This window comes from Streptomyces sp. MZ04 (assembly GCF_004684775.1).
GTDB lineage: Bacteria > Actinomycetota > Actinomycetes > Streptomycetales > Streptomycetaceae > Streptomyces.
This window is the reverse complement of the sequence record NZ_SRIC01000199.1, coordinates 1-15658: the sequence shown is the minus strand read 5'-3', so window position 1 is coordinate 15658 and position 15658 is coordinate 1. Positions and strand designations below refer to the sequence as shown.

The following is a 15658-nucleotide window of genomic DNA, read 5'->3' as shown; positions in this document are numbered from 1 at the left end:
CTCCGCGACTTCGCCCCACCAGCCCCACCAGCCCCATTGGGCCAAAGCCGAGGCCTCCGCTGGGCCGCCACATCCTCCAGCCAGCCCACGGCCACGATCATCAGCCCGATCAACGGCCAGACCAGCACCGTCATCCACAGCATGTACGTGGAGTCCAGCGCCGAGCTCCACTGCTCGTCCTCCATGAACGGCAGGTCGTACGCCATGTCGATGATCGGCACCGTCGCCATGATGAGGAGGTTGTGCCAGAGATAGATCGTCACCGCCCGGTTGTTGGACAGCGTCACCAGCTTGTCCCACTTGGCCAAGCGCCCCGGCAGCTCCTGCCACGACGGCGAGTACTGGAACAGGATGACGACGAAGCCGAAGGACCACGCCGCCTGAGCCAGCGGGATGTCGTTCAGGTCCCAGCCGTCCGGGCCCAGATGGCCCGAGGCCCACCACAGGCCGACGGCCATGATCAGCGCCGAGACGGACACCGCCAAGTAGCGCGGCACGCGCGCCAGTACGCCCTCCTGGTGGGCGAAGCCGAGCACCCAGCAGCTGCCGTACACCGCGAAGTCCGAGACCGCGTTGCCCGTCTCGCCGGGGATCTTCACCACGTCCGTGGCGAGCACCGCCGTCAGGGCCAGCGGCGCGAGCAGCGTCGCCCACGGGACCCTGCGGAACGCCCACAGCAGGAGGGGCGAGGCGATCACGAACCACAGGTACGCGCGGATGTACCAGAGCGGGCCCGCGGCCTGCGCCGGCCAGGTGTCCTCCAGGAGGCCCGCCTTGTCCCCGATGTGCCAGGGGAACGGCGGGGCGCCTATCGGGAAGATGTAGTTGAGCATCGACACCAGGCCCCAAGTGTCCCCGTGGTCCGGGTCCTTGGTCACATTCCAGCCGCCGTAGAACAGCAGGAACAGTGCCACCGCGCTGAACGCCCACATCGGCGGGAGCAGTCGGCGGATGCGGCCCCTGATCACGCCCCACGCCGGGCGCTTCAGCGAGCGTGCCATCAGCGCGCCCGCCAGCGCGAACATCACGCCCATCGACGGGAAGAGGATCGTCAGCCAGGCCCAGCCGAACAGGTGGTAGATGACGACGCGGACCAGGGCCAGCGAGCGCAGTACGTCGAAGTAGCGGTCCCGGCCCGGCTTCTTGCCGGGAGCGGGCGCGGGAGCGGGAGCCACAGGAGGCGCCGACTGAGGCACCTGCGGCAGCGGCTGCGTGGGATAGGTCATGCGACGGGCCTCCGATCAGCGCCGCCCGCCCGCTGCTGCGGAATCGAGGGCGGCGTCCCCAGCACGCCCGTACGCCGGAGCTTCTGCCAGCGAAGGCGGCCTCCGGTCAGGGCGGTGATCCAGGACTGCAGCAGCACGACGTACATCAGCTGCCGGTAGAGGATCTGCTGGAGGGGCAGCGAGATCAGATGGGTCATGCGCTCGCGGTCGAGCCGGAAGGCGTACGCCGCGCACACCGCCTGGATGGCGAGGACGCCGAGCCAGGCGATGATCGTCTTCTGGGTGGGGCCGAAGACCAATCCGTACAGCAAGAACACGTCGATCAGGGGGGCAAGGAGCGGCGCCAGGACCATGAACAACGACACCAGCGGCATGCCCACCCGGCCGAAGCGGCCCGACGGGCCCGACTCGATCACCGAGCGGCGGTGCTTCCAGATCGCCTGCATCGTGCCGTACGACCAGCGGTAGCGCTGGGACCACAGCTGCTGCACCGTCTCCGGTGCCTCGGTCCACGCGCGCGCCTTCTCGGCGTACACGACCCGCCAGCCGTCGCGGTGCATCGCCATGGTGATGTCGGTGTCCTCGGCGAGCGTGTCGTCGCTCATGCCGCCGACCCGCTCCAACGCCGAGCGGCGGAAGGCTCCCACCGCGCCGGGGATGGTCGGCATGCAGCCGAGCATGTCGTACATCCGGCGGTCGAGGTTGAAGCCCATCACGTACTCGATGTGCTGCCAGGCGCCGATGAGGGAGTCGCGGTTGCCGACCTTCGCGTTGCCCGCGACCGCGCCCACGCGCGGGTCGCCGAACGGCTGCACCAGCTCGCGGACGGTGGACTGCTCGAAGACCGTGTCGCCGTCCATCATCACGATGAGGTCGAAACGGGCGTTGGCTATGCCCCTGTTGAGGGCGGCGGGCTTGCCCGCGTTCTGCTGCCGTACGACGCGTACGTTCGGCAGGCGCAGGCCCTCGACGATCAGCGCGGTGCCGTCCGTCGAGCCGTCGTCGATGACGATGATCTCGATGGGGTGGTCACTCGTCATGAGGGAACGGACTGTCGCCTCTATGCACTTGGCCTCGTTGTAGGCGGGGACCAGGACCGAGACCGGTTCCGTGACGTCGGGGCCCCAGCGGAAGCCGCGTCCGCGGACCCGGCGCGCGTGCACCGCCGAGAGCAGCAGCATCAGGGCGAAGCGGGCCATGACCAGGAAGCCGATCACTGCGAGCGCGACGACGAGGCCGCCGGTGATCTGCTCCGAAGCGCCGACCAGGAAGACCCAGGCCTTGCCCTTCCACAGATCTATGCCGGTGACCGGCGCGTGCGCGCTGGGCGCTTCCAGGGCCTCGGTGAGGTTGGTGAACTGGTAGCCCTTGTCCTGCAGTTCGGGCAGGAACGTGTCGAGCGCGGCCACCGTCTGCGAGCGGTCGCCTCCGGAGTCGTGCATCAGGACGACGGCGCCCTCGCCGCCCTTGGGCGTGGCGCGGCGGATGATCTCGTCGACGCCGGGGCGCTTCCAGTCCTCGCTGTCGGTGTTGTTGACGACGGTGAGATAGCCGCGGCTGCCGATGTACTTCGTGACCGGCCAGGACTTGTTGTCCATCGCGTCGGAGAACGACGAGTACGGGGGACGGAAGAGGGAGGTGCGGATGCCGGCCGCGCCCGCGAGGGCCAGCTGGTTCTGCGAGAGCTCCCAGTCGATGCGGCTGGTGGACTGGTAGGAGAGGTCGGGGTGGTTGAACGTGTGCAGGCCGACCTCGTGGCCCTCGGCCACCATGCGTTCGACCAGGTCGGGGTAGCGCGACGCCATCGTGCCGGTGACGAAGAAGACGCCGTGGGCGTGGTGCTTCTTCAGTACGTCGAGGACCTTGGGGGTCCACTCCGGGTCGGGGCCGTCGTCGAAGGTCAGCACGAGGCGGTGGCGGGGAACGCTCAGCGTCTCCTCGTGGCCGCCTCGCGTGTCGATGACCGGGCCGCCTTCGAGGACCTTCCCGGGCACCTTGTCGGTGGCCGCGGGCGGGCGCACGCGGTGGTCGGCGAGGATCTCGCTGTGCGTGTACCCGCGCAGCATCAGCATCGCCATCAGGGCGACCAGGAGGAGTGAGGGCAGCAGATAGCGCAGGGGGAGTCTGCGCCGCCGGGCGGTGCGCGACGCCTTGGCGCGACGCCCTTGGGCACGACGCCCTTGGGCACGACGGGGCCGACCGCGCCCGTGCCCTGCCGGACCGGTGCGGCTGTTGGTGCGGGAGTTCATTGCTGTGCGCCCTCCGAGGGCTGCTGGTCAGCGCTTTGCGGGGACTGGTAGCCGACCGTCTGGGCGCTCGTCTGCGGGGACTGCTGGTCGGCGGCGGTGTTCATCACGGGGACTTCGCCGCCGCCTCCCGCGCCGCCGCTGGAGGACTCGGTGGGGTCCGGATCCGTGGGCGGATCCGTCGGTTCCGTCGGGTCCGGGTCCGGGTCGGGCGTGGTGGGCCTGTCCGTGGGGCCGGGATCGCCGCCGTCGTCCGTCGGGTCCGGGTCGGGCTTGCCGTCGTCCGTCGGGTCGGGGTCGGGCGATTCGCCGGGCTTGCCGGTGGTGTCGCCGGGCTTCGTGGCGTCGGCGGGGTCGCGGCCGCCGGGCGCGGGTGCGGTGCCACTGGCGTCCGTCGCGCCGGGCGACGGCGTCGCGCCGGGCGAGGCCGATGGGTCGGCCGAGTCAGCCGGGCCGTCGGGTGTGTCCACCTGGCTCGCGGGCTTGTCGTCCTTGGGCTTGATCGGCAGCCAGGGCGCGTTGGAGTTCCCCGAGAGCAGGGTGCTGACGATGATCACCGCGTAGACGGCGCAGGCGATGCCCACGATCACGCCGATGCGGCGGTACCTCCGGCTGCGGCGGCCCGTCTCGTCGACGAAAACCGGCCCGTCCGGCGCGTCCTGGTCACTCCCGGCGGAGAGATCCGCCAACTGTCGCCCCACCCCGTCGATCTGAACGGTGACCTCGTTCGGATCATGGGTGTGTTCCGGTAGGGCATCTTCTCGCCAATTGTCCATGCGTACGCGCAACCCCCCACATAACCTGTCTCGGGCGCGCACGACTCCGGGCAACTTGCCGTCCGGACCGGGCCCCCACCCGATCCGAGCGCCCCCCTACCACACCGCGCCCGGACTATGAATGTAGCGCACGGCGGCGACAGTCGTACTAATCCGTCAGTCCAGACTCATCATGATGAGTGCATCTGTGGCCGGAACCCATCCGTCTTCGGGCCTGCGGAGCCATCCCTCGGCGGCGGCGAGTTCGGCGGCGGCCGAGCGCAAAGCATCCACTCCCGGATGCACAAGGCCCTTTCGCCACACAAGAGACACCGGTGACAGGGGAACGGGGTCGGTCAAGGGGCGGAGCACGGCACCGGGCATGGCCGGAAAGTCCACGACGACGAGGACGGGGTTCCGGTTCTTGGCCATGATCCGCCCGAACTCCTCCTTGCCGACCGCGAGCGGCGCGGGCGGCGCCACCTCTATCCCCCGCCCCGCGAAGAGCCGGTGCGCCAGATCGGTCCACTCCAGCGTCCGGTGATTGCCGGCGCCCGCGTACACGCTCTCCCCGGCGAGCGCGTCCAGCGGCACCGCGTCGAGCTCGGCCAGCGGATGGCCGAGCGGCAGCAGCACCGCCATCGGCTCGTACCGCACGGGCTGGTGGTCGAGCCGCGCCCGCAGCGCCGGTTCGAGCCCCGCGTACCGCCCGAAGGACACATCGAGCCGCCCCGCGTCGATCTCCGCCGCGGCCCAGGTGAGGCCGCTCTCGAAGCGGGCCATCAGCTCGCAGTCGGGGGCGAGTTCGCGGGCCCGCTCCAATATCCGCCCGAAGACGAGCCCGGGGCTGTTCAGGTCCACGAGCAGCGGCCTGGCCGAAGCGGCCGCGCCGCCGCGGTCCCGAGGGAAGGCGGCCGCCAGATCGTCCTGCGCCTCCAGGACCCGCCGCGCGTACGGCAGCAGCCGCTCCCCCTCCGCCGTCAGCGTGACCTGCCGCGTCGTACGCGCGAAGAGATCGGCGCCCAACTCCCGTTCCAGGCGCCGCACATCACGGCTCAGCGCCTGCTGGGCGACGTACAGCCTGGCGGCGGCCCGGGTGAAGTGCAGCTCTTCGGCGACGACCACGAAGGCGCGCAGGAGGCGCGGGTCCACCAGGTCGCGTACGTCGCGTGCGGGCGGCCCCACCAGGTCATGAGATGTACGAGGCTCTCCGGTCACCCCGGGAACTTACAACGCAGGTGCGTGAATGGGCATCCAGAAGGTGTTGGACCGGGCGCCGCCACCCCGGTGATGGTGATCCCATGCCGCCCGCCGAACACCCCCGCCGCATCCCCTACGCCCGCCTCTTCCGCATACCCGGAGCCGTCGCCTTCACCGTCGGCAACCTCATCGCCCGCCTCCCCATGGGCATGTTCAGCGTGAGCGCCGTCATCATGATCGCCGGGGCGCGCGGTTCGTACGCGCTCGCCGGCGCCGTCACCGCGACGGGCCTCGCCGCGACCGCCGTCGTGGCCCCCTGGACGGCGCGCCTGGTCGACCGCCACGGCCAGGCGCGGATCGCCGTGCCCGCCACCGCGATCGCCGCGCTCGGCTCGCTCTCGCTGCTGCTGTGCGTGCGCTACGGAGCGCCCGACTGGACCCTGTTCGCCTCCTACATGGCGACGGCCACGACGCCCAACACCGGCGGCATGTCCCGGGCCCGCTGGGCGCATCTCCTGAAGGGCGACGCGCGGGCCCTGCACACCGCCAACTCCTTCGAACAGGCCGCGGACGAGCTGTGCTTCATGCTCGGCCCCGTCCTCGCGGCCTTCCTGTGCGGGGCGTTCTTCCCGGAGGCGGGCACCCTCGTGGGCGTCGTCCTGCTCCTGACGGGCGTCCTGCTCTTCGCCGCCCAGCGCACGACGGAACCGCCGCTCCAGGAACGTGACTCCACGAAGGAGAAATCGCCCCTCCACGCGCGCGGGATGCCGCCCCTGCTCGCCGCGTTCCTCGCCACCGGCGCCGTCTTCGGCTCGATGGAGGTCGTGACGATCGCGTACGCCGACGCCCAGGGCCACAAGTCCGCCGCGGGCGCGATCCTCGCCCTGCAGGCGGCGGGCTCCTGTGCGGCGGGCCTTCTCTACGGAGCGGTCGGACCGCGCGGTTCGCTGCGCCGCCGCCAGATCCTCTGCGCCACCGCGATGGCGCTCCTGATGACCCTCCCCCTGCTCGCCGCCACGCTCACAGGATCGCTGTTCGTGCTCGCCGGGGCCCTCCTGATCGCCGGGATGGCGACCGCCCCGACGATGGTCACCGGCATGACCATCGTCCAACAGCTCACCCCCGAGGGGCGGTTGAACGAGGGCATGACCCTCGCCGTGACCGGCCTCCTCGGGGGCATCGCCTGCGGCGCGGCGGGCGGCGGCTGGGTGGTGGAGCACCTGAGCGCCACCACGGGTTACGCGGTCCCTGTCACCGCCGCGTGCTGCGCGCTGCTGCTCAGCAGCGTGCGGGCTTCCGCCACGAGCACTCCAGGTCGCCGCTCGGCTCGGCAGCACGCTTCGCACGCGGCTTGACCGACACGGCCTTGTCCTCGGTCGACTTGGCGAGCGTCACCACGATCGCGTCCTCCAGGGCCTTCACCGAGGAGGGCAGGTAGTTGTTGAGGACGATGCTGAACACCAGCTCACGTCCGCCCGCGTCCTTCACGTATCCCGAGAGCGCGGACGCGCCCGTCAACGACCCTGTCTTGGCATGGACGTTGAGTGCCGCCGGGGTCCCGCACATCCGCGAGCGCAGGGTGCCCCCGACGAACTTGTCCGGGGCGCAGGCGACCGGCAGCGACTTGTACCAGTCGGCGTACCAGGGCTCGCCCTTCGCGGAGAGAAGCAGTTTGATCAGCTGATCGGCGGGGACGTTGTCCTTCCTCGAGAGCCCGGAGCCGTCGACCTGGCGCAGCTTGCCCGGATCGACACCGGCCGTCTTCAAGTAGCCCCCGATGGCGGCGATTCCGTCCGTCCAGTTTCCGGACCGACCCGTCGACTCGTACCCCATCGTCTTCGTGAGGTTCTCCGCGTGCATGTTGTTGGAGAGCTTCATGAAGGGGATCATCAGCTCCTTCAGCGGCATGGAGTCGTGCTTCGCCAGCTGCCGCGCGCCCTTCGGTGTCGCGATCCCCGCCTTGGTGGGTCCGCTCACCCGCACGCCGTGGGCGGCGAGCGCGTCCCGGAAGATCGCGGCCGCGTAGCCGGTCGGCTCCCAGACGGCGATCCACTCCTTGGTGGCGTCGCCGCCCACGGGGACGGTTCCGGTGACGGTGATGGTGTTGGTGCCGTGCTCGCGCTCGATGGTGAGCGTGTCCTCGCCGCCCGCGGCGACTGTCTCGGCACTGATGTCGACGTCTACGTAGTCCGTCTTCGGGGACACCGTCACCTTCGGCTTGTCCCCGGCCTTCGCTCCGGGCGTGGCCTCGACGATGACTGTTCCGGTGTCGTAGTCGGTGTCCGGTGCGACGCTCAGTGCGGAGATCTGGGCGGCGTAGTACGCGAATTCGTCGTCGCCCGCCCAGGTGTCACCGATACGCCGGTCGTCGAACCGGGTGTCGTCGGCGACCAGACGCCCCGAGACCCGCCGGACGCCCGCGTCGGCGATCTTCGCGGCGAGCCGGTCGTAGTCCTCGGCGAGCGTCGTCGGATCGCCGGTACCGCGCAGATACAGATCGCCGGAAAGCACGGGTCCGTTCTGCTTGCCGTCGCTCAGGACATCGGTGGTGAAGCGGTGGTCGGGGCCGAGCCGCTCCATGGCGGCCGCCGATGTGAGGAGTTTGGTGTTGGACGCGGGCATCAGGCGCCCGCTGGGCAGGTGCTGATAGAGCACGTCGCCGGACGTGGCGTCGGCGACCACGACGCTCGCGGCGCCGCCCTCCATCCGGGGATCTCCGAGGATGGCGTCGATCGCCTCGGGCAGTCCGCTGCGGTCGGAGTCCGCCCCGGCCGGGGCACTCAGCGAGAGGGAGGCCGCCGCGAGGCCGAGCACGGCGGGCCAGATCCAGTGGCGCATACGGGTGTTGACGCGTCTCACGGGTCTACTCATGACCCAGGAGCATCCCCCAAGGCAGGCCCGTACAACAGGGGGCCACGCTGCCGACGGGGCGGAAGCCGCCACACCCCTTCAACAGTTTGTGTAAGCTCCTGTCGCTTCATCAGCCCACGAGGGGAGACCTCTTGCACAAGCGCCCCGTCTTAGCCGCACTCATAGCCGCCGGAACACTGGCCCTCCTGTCCGGCACCCCGGCCCAGGCCGCCGAATACCACTCGGCGCTGAAGGTCCGCGGAATCCAGTACGACGCACCCGGCCGGGACTCCAACAGCTGCTCCTCGGGAAACACCGACGCGGAGTACCTGACGATCAAGAACTACTCGTCATCGGCGACCATCAACCTCAAGGGTTACGTCGTCAAGGACGCCACCGGCAATCGCTTCACCTTCACCGCGAGCCACACCCTCCAGCCCGGTGACTACGTGAAGCTCCGCGGCGGCGACGGCACCGATTCCGACCGGCGCAACGTGGTGTACCGCGACAGCTGCAATTTCCTGTGGAACAACGACCGCGACACGGTCTACCTCTACAAGCCCTCCGGCAGCCGCTCGGATGTCCACGCCTACACCAAGCGCGGGTCCGACGCCGACGGCAACGGCTACATCCGCTACCACCGCTGACCGCATGAAAAAGACCTCCGGCCCGCGAATGATCTCGCGGGCCGGAGGCCTACAACAGGGATGGTGGAGATGGCGGGAATCGAACCCGCGTCCAACGGTGCAAAAGGAGGGCTTCTCCGAGCGCAGTTCGCTTCGATTTTCTCGGCCCCGGTGATCTCGCGAACAAGTCTCCGACGGGCCCAGTCACTGTTTGATTTCCCATCGAACCCCGTGACCGGGCTTGATGGTTTAGTTCCCTAAATTATGCCAGGATCCGGGTCGGGAACACCCCCGGGCTGACACCCATTAAGGGTCCTTCACTCACTGCTTATTAGGCAGCGAGGGCGAAGGACTGGGAATCGCTCTTAGAATTGGCGATTATTGGTTGCGACATGTGGTTTACGAGATCATTGTCGCTTCCTCGGCTCGCTTCCCCTGCTTCGACATCCGCTGTCGAAACCGATCATCCCCATGTTGTCACTCTTGAATTAGATACTGCTCAATGCTTGCCCCTGCTGTGAGGGGCAAGGCCCATCGTACGTGACCAACGCACGACGATGCCAGCCAATTCCTGGCGACCTCAGGCGGCGGGCACCTCAGGCACCGCGCTGGCGCCGCTTGACCGCCGCGATCGCGCGGTTCGTCTCGCGGGTGTCCTGCTTCTCGCGCAGCGTCTGCCTCTTGTCGTACTCCTTCTTGCCCTTGGCAAGGGCGATCTCGACCTTGACCCGGCTGTCCTTGAAGTACAGGGACAGGGGCACGATCGTGTGACCCGTCTCCTGCGACTTGGACTCCAGCTTGTCGATCTCCGCCCGGTGCAGCAGGAGCTTGCGCTTCCGCGTGGCGGAGTGGTTGGTCCAGGTGCCCTGCACGTACTCGGGGACGTGGATGTTGTGCAGCCACGCCTCGCCGTTGTCGATCTGCACGAAGCCGTCCACCAGGGAGGCCCTGCCCATCCGCAGCGACTTGACCTCGGTGCCCATCAGGACGAGGCCGCACTCGTACGTGTCGAGGATGTGGTAGTCGTGCCGCGCCTTCTTGTTCTGCGCGACCATCTTCCGGGTGGGGGCCTTCTCAGCGGCCTTCGCGGCCTTGCGCTTTACCTTTTCCTTCGCCATAGTGCGGCCATTTTCGCACTACGAGGGGGGTCCGAGGCCAGTCAATACTGTCTCGGCCCGGATCTCCGCCCCGCCGTCGACCTCCAGATCGGGGGTGATGCCCTGCCCGTCGACCGCGCGCCCCGAAGGAGTGCGGTAGTGCCCGACCGTCAGCTCGGCGACCGAGCCGTCGGGCAGCCGGCTCGGCATCTGGACCGAGCCCTTGCCGAAGGTCTTAGATCCCACCACGACCGCCCGGCCGCGGTCCTGCAGCGCCCCCGTGAGCAGTTCAGCCGCGCTCATCGTGCCGCCGTCGACCAGCGCGACCACGGGTCTGGACGTGTCCCCGCCCTGCTCGGCGTGGAGCGCCTTCTGCCGGCCGCGCACGTCGTACGTCGCCACCAGGCCGCCGTCGACAAGCCCCGACGCCGCGGTGACCGCCTCCGACACAAGCCCTCCGGAGTTCCCGCGCAGATCGAGCAGGATCCCGGCGCCCGCGGGGGCCTCGCGCACCGCGGAACGCACCCGCTCGCCCGACCCCTTGGTGAAGGCGTCGACCTTGATCAGTACGGCGCCGCCCGCGAGCCGGGTCACCGTGACGGGGTCCGTGGAGAGGCGGGCCCGGCGCAGTGTCTCGCTCCACGCGCGCGTGCCCCGCTCCAGTCCCAGCATGACGGGCGTGCCCGCGCGGTCGCCGCGCAGCAGGGACACCACCTCGGTGACGGGGAGCCCCGCCACACGCCTGCCGTCGATGCTCGTGAGCGCATCGCCCTCGCGTACGCCGGCCTGGTCGGCGGGGCCGCCGCGCTGGACCCGGGACACCTCGATGCGCCCGTCGGCCGCGCGCCTGGCCCACAGGCCGACTCCGGTGTAGGCGCCGTCGAGGGCCTGCTCGAACTCCTGGAACTCCCCGGGGGAGTAGACCGAACCCCAGCGGTCGCCGCTGCGGCTGACGGCGTCCTCCGCGGCCTTCTTGCCGGACTTGCCGTCGGCCATCGCCTCGGCGGCGGCGTCGGCCGCTTCGTCCGCGGTGTCGCCCGCTTCGCCGGACGAGGCGACGGAACGGGTGGCCGGGGAGGGCGACTTCCGGCCCTGTTCGGCGCCTTCGCTCCAGGATCCGGTGGCCGCGCCGGTGGCGAGCACGCTCGCGAAGACCAATGTCAGCGTGGCCCCGCGGCGGATGCGGCGGGGCCCGGAGAGCCGGTCGCAGAACCGGGCGGGGCCTGACATGCCGGTGAGTCTAGGACAACGAAGGGCGCCGTACGGCCGGTTGGACCGTACGACGCCCTTACGCGCAGGCGGGTCTTGTCACACCTTGAGGTACTTGCGCAACGCGAAGAACGCGGCGAGCGCGGGCATCAGCAGACTGATGGCGAGCACCAGCGGAAGCTTCGCCAGGACCGCGTCCCACCCGATGAACTGGATCAGATTCAGCTTCTCGGAGAGCGCGAGACCGTGGTCGATCATAAAGTAACGGCCCACGAGGAGCATGCCGCAGGCGACACCGCCACCGATGAGCCCGGCGACGGCGGCCTCCATGATGAATGGCATCTGGATGTAGAAGCTGGACGCGCCGACGAGCCGCATGATGCCGGTTTCACGTCTACGGCTGAACGCCGAGACACGCACCGTGTTGACGATCAGCATCAGCGCGACGACGAGCATCAGCGCCATCACCGCGAGCGCCGCCCAGTTCATGCCGTTCAGGAGCTCGAAGAGGTTGTCCAGGACGCCCTTCTGGTCCTGCACGGACTGCACGCCGTCACGCCCGGAGAAGGCGGTCGCGACCACCTTGTACTTCTCCGGGTCCTTCAGCTTGATGCGGTACGACTCCTGCATCTGGTCGGGCGTGAGCGAGCTGGACAGCGGCGAGTCGCCGAACTGCTCCTTGTAGTGCTTGTACGCGTCGTCGGACGACTCGTACGCGACCTTGTCCACGACCGGCATCTTCTTCAGATCCGTACGGATCTGTTCCTTCTGCTCGTTCGTGACCGCGCCCTTGGCACACTTGGGGTCCTGCTCGGCGTCGGCCTTGTTGCAGAGGAAGATCGAGACGTTGACCTTGTCGTACCAGTAGCCCTTCATCGTGCTCACCTGGTCGCGCATGAGCAGCGAGCCGCCGAACAGGGCGAGCGAGAGGGCGACGGAGACGATGACCGCGAAGGTCATCGTGAGATTGCGGCGGAGACCGACGCCGATCTCCGACAGGACGAACTGGGCGCGCATGGCTCCCTTTCAGTGGATCAGTGCTGTGGATCAGTACGGGTCGTCAGTGCTGGTAGCCGTAGACGCCGCGCGACTGGTCGCGGACGAGACGGCCCTTCTCCAGCTCGATGACCCGCTTGCGCATCTGGTCCACGATCTGCTGGTCGTGGGTCGCCATGACGACGGTCGTGCCGGTCCGGTTGATCCGGTCGAGCAGCTTCATGATGCCGACCGAGGTCTGCGGGTCGAGGTTGCCGGTCGGCTCGTCCGCGATGAGGAGCTTCGGGCGGTTGACGAAGGCTCGCGCGATCGCCACCCGCTGCTGCTCACCACCGGAGAGCTCGCCGGGCATCCGGTCCTCCTTGCCGCCGAGGCCGACGAGGTCGAGGACCTGGGGCACGGACTTGCGGATCTCGCCGCGGGACTTGCCGATGACTTCCTGCGCGAAGGCGACGTTCTCGCCGACGGTCTTGTTCGGAAGGAGTCGGAAGTCCTGGAAGACGGTGCCCAACTGGCGCCGCATGTGCGGCACCTTGAAGTTGGAGAGGCGGGCGAGGTCCTTGCCGAGGACGTGCACCTGGCCGTGGCTGGTGCGCTCCTCGCGGAGGACCAGACGCAGGAAGGTGGACTTTCCGGAGCCGGACGATCCCACCAGGAAGACGAACTCGCCCTTCTCGATCTCCAGGGAGACGTCCCGGAGGGCGGGCCGGGTCTGCTTGGGGTAGGCCTTGGAGACGTTGTCGAATCGGATCACGGATGCACCACGGGTAGCCGGGGGTAGGTGTGCGTGACCCTACGCGAAGGCGGTGCGCGAGCGCAGTCAGCGTCCTGAGTTGCGCGAATTGTCGCGGATTTACCACGGAACAGATCAGTCGGAAACCGACTGTGCCGGGCGGGCCGCGCCGAAATCCGTGGAAGCTGGCACAGTGGAAGGGGAACGGTTGGGTTCCCCCTAGCGTTGGGCAGGCTGTGACTGTGCGGGAGGAGGAGCGCATGACCTATGACAGGTTGGTGTGCGCGAACTGCGCGGCGCCCGTCAGCGAAGGCCGCTGCCCCGTGTGCCGGGCCAATCGCGAGCGCATGCAGCAGCAAGAGGGGCCGTTCGGCGGCCTCAGCCCTGCGGCCCTGATAGGGGTCCTCGTGGTGCTGATCGCGGCGATGGCGCTGCTGGCGCACCAGACCGCTTAGCGCGCCAGGGGCGCGTCAGGACACCCAGAAGGGCCCGGAGCCGAGCTCCGGGCCCTTCTGACGTACGTCGCGTACATCACGTACGCGTACCGCGTGCCCTGGATCAGGCAGCGGCGCCGCGGTTGCCGACGAAGCGCGGCAGAACGCGGAAGCCGATGCCGCCGGCGATCATCGTCGCGGCGCCGATCAGCAGGAACGTGGTCTCGGCGGCGCCCGTCTCGGCGAGCTCGCCCTTGTCGGCCTTGTCGCCGCCCTGCTCGACCGGGGTGGAGCCCGTGTCGGTCAGGCTGTCCTTGCCCTTGCCCTGCTCGACGGGGTTGGAGCCGCCGTCGGGGTCGTTGTCGTTACCGCCGGTGCCGTTGCCGTTACCCGGGTCGCTCGGGTCCTCGGTGGGCTCGCCCGTCGGGTCCGTGGGGTCCGTCGGCCCGGTGGTGGGCTCGGTCGGCTCCTCGGTGGGCTCCGTGGGCTCCTCGGTGGGCTCGGTCGGCTCCTCCGTCGGCTCCGTGGGCTCCTCGGTGGGCTCCGTCGGCTCCTCCGTGGGCTCCGTCGGAATCTCCGTCGGCTCCTCGGTGGGCTCGTCGTCGTCATCGCCCAGGCCGACGTCGACGCCGATGCCGTTCTCGTCGGCGTTGGCGTGGACGCCCGCACCGCCGAGCTCGACGCCGACGTCCAGGGCCGAGGCGGCACCGGCGGCGGTCAGCGAAGCACCTGCGGCGATCACCGCACCGGCCGCTATCCGTGCCACGCGGATCCGCGTCTTCTTGGTCATCTGGCTGCTACCCCCAGTAGCTGAATCGTCAGTGAGGCAGCGTCCGGGACTGCGTTCGCCGGGGGCGCTGGATCGGCCCCCACAGATCACACGCGTCCCAGAGATACGCATGCCGCTCGCTAGCCTTTCCACTTTTCATGACAGCGTCAAGGTCGTTGCGGGCGCGATGTCTGGAATGGGATCAGTTGACCGGCGTACGGAGATGTGACTGTGACGTAAGAGGCACAACAAAGAGCAACTGCCGCCACATGGGCAGCAGTTGCCTTGTCGATAAAGCGGCGCGAGCGCCTTTCGCTACTTCTCCTGCTGCTTGCGCCAGCGAATTCCGGCCTCGAGGAAGCCGTCGATCTCGCCGTTGAACACGGATTCCGGGTTGCCCACCTCGAACTCCGTACGCAGGTCCTTCACCATCTGGTAGGGGTGCAGGACGTACGAACGCATCTGGTTGCCCCAGGAGTTGCCGCCGTCACCCTTGAGGGCGTTCATCTTCGCCTGCTCCTCCTGGCGGCGGCGCTCGAGGAGCTTGGCCTGGAGGACGTTCATCGCGCTCGCCTTGTTCTGGATCTGCGAGCGCTCGTTCTGACAGGAGACGACGATGCCGGTGGGCAGGTGCGTCAGGCGGACCGCGGAGTCGGTCGTGTTGACGCCCTGGCCGCCGGGGCCCGACGAGCGGTAGACGTCGATGCGGAGCTCGGACTCGTCGATCTCGATGTGGTCGGTCTGCTCGACCACCGGGAGGATCTCGACGCCGGCGAAAGACGTCTGGCGGCGCCCCTGGTTGTCGAACGGCGAGATGCGGACGAGACGGTGGGTGCCCTGCTCGACGGAGAGCGTTCCGTACGCGTACGGGGCCTGGACGGCGAAGGTGGTCGACTTGATGCCGGCCTCTTCCGCGTACGACGTCTCGTAGAGCTCCGTCTTGTAGCCCAGCCGCTCGGCCCAGCGCAGGTACATGCGCTGCAGCTTCTCGGCGAAGTCGGAGGCGTCCACGCCGCCGGCCTCCGCGCGGATGGTGACGAGCGCCTCACGCGCGTCGTACTCACCGGAGAGGAGCGTGCGCACTTCCATCTCCTCCAGCGCCTTCTTCACGGACGTGAGCTCGGACTCGGCCTCCGCGCGGGTGTCCGGGTCGTCCTCCTCCTCGGCCATCTCGAAGAGCACGCCGAGGTCGTCGATGCGCCCGCGCAGGGTCTCGGCCTTGCGCACCTCCGCCTGGAGGTGGCTCAGCTTGCTGGTGATCTTCTGTGCCGCATCCGGGTCGTCCCACAGGGACGGCGCGGCCGCCTGCTCCTCGAGCACGGCGATGTCTGCCCTCAGCTTGTCGAGGTCCAGGACGGCCTCGATCGACTCCATGGTCGAGGAGAGGGACTTGAGCTCTTCGGATACATCGACGACTGCCACGGGTCCAGCCTAACGGCTGAGCGCAAGCGGTCTGCCCTTCCGGGCGGGGGGACGGGTACGGGTGCCCCTCCCGGGGCGGGGGGACGGGTACGGGT

14 protein-coding genes and 1 other RNA gene are annotated in these 15658 nt (G+C 69.0%); 3 read left to right on the top strand and 12 right to left on the bottom strand.

Going from position 1 to position 15658, the window contains the following annotated elements; all coding sequences use genetic code 11:
* The 4 genes from E2651_RS30645 to E2651_RS30630 all read right to left on the bottom strand — a co-directional run.
* Positions 1-1226, bottom strand: a 1226-nt coding sequence (locus E2651_RS30645; protein ID WP_135334499.1) for an acyltransferase, incomplete at its 3' end; no start/stop codon positions are given.
* Positions 1223-3304 carry a glycosyltransferase gene (locus E2651_RS30640; protein WP_245239340.1) on the bottom strand — a complete coding sequence of 694 codons (2082 nt, stop codon included), beginning with the start codon at positions 3302-3304 and terminating at the stop codon, positions 1223-1225. The genes E2651_RS30640 and E2651_RS30645, both read right to left, overlap by 4 nt.
* 167 nt (positions 3305-3471) lie before the next feature.
* Positions 3472-4161, bottom strand: a complete 690-nt coding sequence (locus E2651_RS30635) for a hypothetical protein (RefSeq protein WP_135334497.1) — start codon at positions 4159-4161, stop codon at positions 3472-3474.
* A gap of 243 nt (positions 4162-4404) precedes the next feature.
* Positions 4405-5382, bottom strand: coding sequence for a LysR family transcriptional regulator (locus tag E2651_RS30630; protein WP_135334501.1), 978 nt, complete (start codon positions 5380-5382; stop codon positions 4405-4407).
* 146 nt (positions 5383-5528) lie between these two features.
* Here E2651_RS30630 and E2651_RS30625 point away from each other — a divergent pair, with 146 nt between their 5' ends.
* The gene (locus E2651_RS30625) at positions 5529-6782 is read left to right on the top strand and encodes an MFS transporter (RefSeq protein WP_135334496.1); all 1254 of its coding nucleotides are present in this window, start codon (positions 5529-5531) and stop codon (positions 6780-6782) included.
* Here the strand turns inward: E2651_RS30625 and dacB are convergent.
* Positions 6706-8298 (bottom strand): D-alanyl-D-alanine carboxypeptidase/D-alanyl-D-alanine-endopeptidase, encoded by a 1593-nt coding sequence (gene dacB, locus E2651_RS30620; RefSeq protein ID WP_167828936.1) that lies wholly within the window; start codon positions 8296-8298, stop codon positions 6706-6708. The genes E2651_RS30625 and dacB overlap by 77 nt on opposite strands.
* A 131-nt stretch (positions 8299-8429) precedes the next feature.
* Between dacB and E2651_RS30615 the strand changes: the two genes are divergently transcribed.
* Positions 8430-8924: a lamin tail domain-containing protein gene (locus E2651_RS30615; RefSeq protein ID WP_135334495.1), complete on the top strand. Its 495-nt coding sequence runs from the start codon at positions 8430-8432 to the stop codon at positions 8922-8924.
* Positions 8925-8985: 61 nt separating this feature from the next.
* Here E2651_RS30615 and ssrA read toward each other — a convergent pair.
* The 5 genes from ssrA to ftsE form a co-directional block, all read right to left on the bottom strand.
* Positions 8986-9374, bottom strand: a transfer-messenger RNA (tmRNA) gene (ssrA, locus tag E2651_RS30610).
* A gap of 125 nt (positions 9375-9499) precedes the next feature.
* Positions 9500-10021, bottom strand: coding sequence for an SsrA-binding protein SmpB (gene smpB, locus E2651_RS30605; RefSeq protein WP_135334494.1), 522 nt, complete (start codon positions 10019-10021; stop codon positions 9500-9502).
* Between the two features lie 18 nt (positions 10022-10039).
* The gene (locus E2651_RS30600; protein ID WP_135334493.1) at positions 10040-11230 is read right to left on the bottom strand and encodes a S41 family peptidase; all 1191 of its coding nucleotides are present in this window, start codon (positions 11228-11230) and stop codon (positions 10040-10042) included.
* Between the two features lie 78 nt (positions 11231-11308).
* Complete coding sequence (ftsX, locus tag E2651_RS30595; protein ID WP_135334492.1) at positions 11309-12226, bottom strand: permease-like cell division protein FtsX; 918 nt, start codon at positions 12224-12226, stop codon at positions 11309-11311.
* A 43-nt stretch (positions 12227-12269) separates the two neighbouring features.
* Positions 12270-12959: a cell division ATP-binding protein FtsE gene (gene ftsE / locus E2651_RS30590; protein WP_030788113.1), complete on the bottom strand. Its 690-nt coding sequence runs from the start codon at positions 12957-12959 to the stop codon at positions 12270-12272.
* A 239-nt stretch (positions 12960-13198) separates the two neighbouring features.
* Between ftsE and E2651_RS30585 the strand changes: the two genes are divergently transcribed.
* Positions 13199-13393 (top strand): hypothetical protein, encoded by a 195-nt coding sequence (locus tag E2651_RS30585; protein WP_135334491.1) that lies wholly within the window; start codon positions 13199-13201, stop codon positions 13391-13393.
* Positions 13394-13496: 103 nt separating this feature from the next.
* Here E2651_RS30585 and E2651_RS30580 read toward each other — a convergent pair whose 3' ends face one another.
* Together E2651_RS30580 and prfB are read right to left on the bottom strand one after the other, a co-directional pair.
* Entirely contained in the window at positions 13497-14162 is a 666-nt protein-coding gene (locus E2651_RS30580) for a hypothetical protein (protein ID WP_135334490.1), read from the bottom strand.
* 294 nt (positions 14163-14456) lie between these two features.
* Positions 14457-15563 (bottom strand): peptide chain release factor 2, encoded by a 1107-nt coding sequence (gene prfB, locus E2651_RS30575; RefSeq protein WP_135334489.1) that lies wholly within the window; start codon positions 15561-15563, stop codon positions 14457-14459.
* Positions 15564-15658 lie beyond the last annotated feature (95 nt).

Excerpts from the sequence above, each read along its gene's own strand:
- E2651_RS30640 (WP_245239340.1), bottom strand. The coding sequence starts at position 3,304 with ATGGCGATGCTGATGCTGCGCGGGTACACGCACAGCGAGATCCTCGCC.
- E2651_RS30625 (WP_135334496.1), top strand. The coding sequence starts at position 5,529 with ATGCCGCCCGCCGAACACCCCCGCCGCATCCCCTACGCCCGCCTCTTC.
- dacB (WP_167828936.1), bottom strand. The coding sequence starts at position 8,298 with ATGAGTAGACCCGTGAGACGCGTCAACACCCGTATGCGCCACTGGATC.
- smpB (WP_135334494.1), bottom strand. The coding sequence starts at position 10,021 with ATGGCGAAGGAAAAGGTAAAGCGCAAGGCCGCGAAGGCCGCTGAGAAG.
- E2651_RS30600 (WP_135334493.1), bottom strand. The coding sequence starts at position 11,230 with ATGTCAGGCCCCGCCCGGTTCTGCGACCGGCTCTCCGGGCCCCGCCGC.
- ftsX (WP_135334492.1), bottom strand. The coding sequence starts at position 12,226 with ATGCGCGCCCAGTTCGTCCTGTCGGAGATCGGCGTCGGTCTCCGCCGC.
- E2651_RS30585 (WP_135334491.1), top strand. The coding sequence starts at position 13,199 with ATGACCTATGACAGGTTGGTGTGCGCGAACTGCGCGGCGCCCGTCAGC.
- E2651_RS30580 (WP_135334490.1), bottom strand. The coding sequence starts at position 14,162 with ATGACCAAGAAGACGCGGATCCGCGTGGCACGGATAGCGGCCGGTGCG.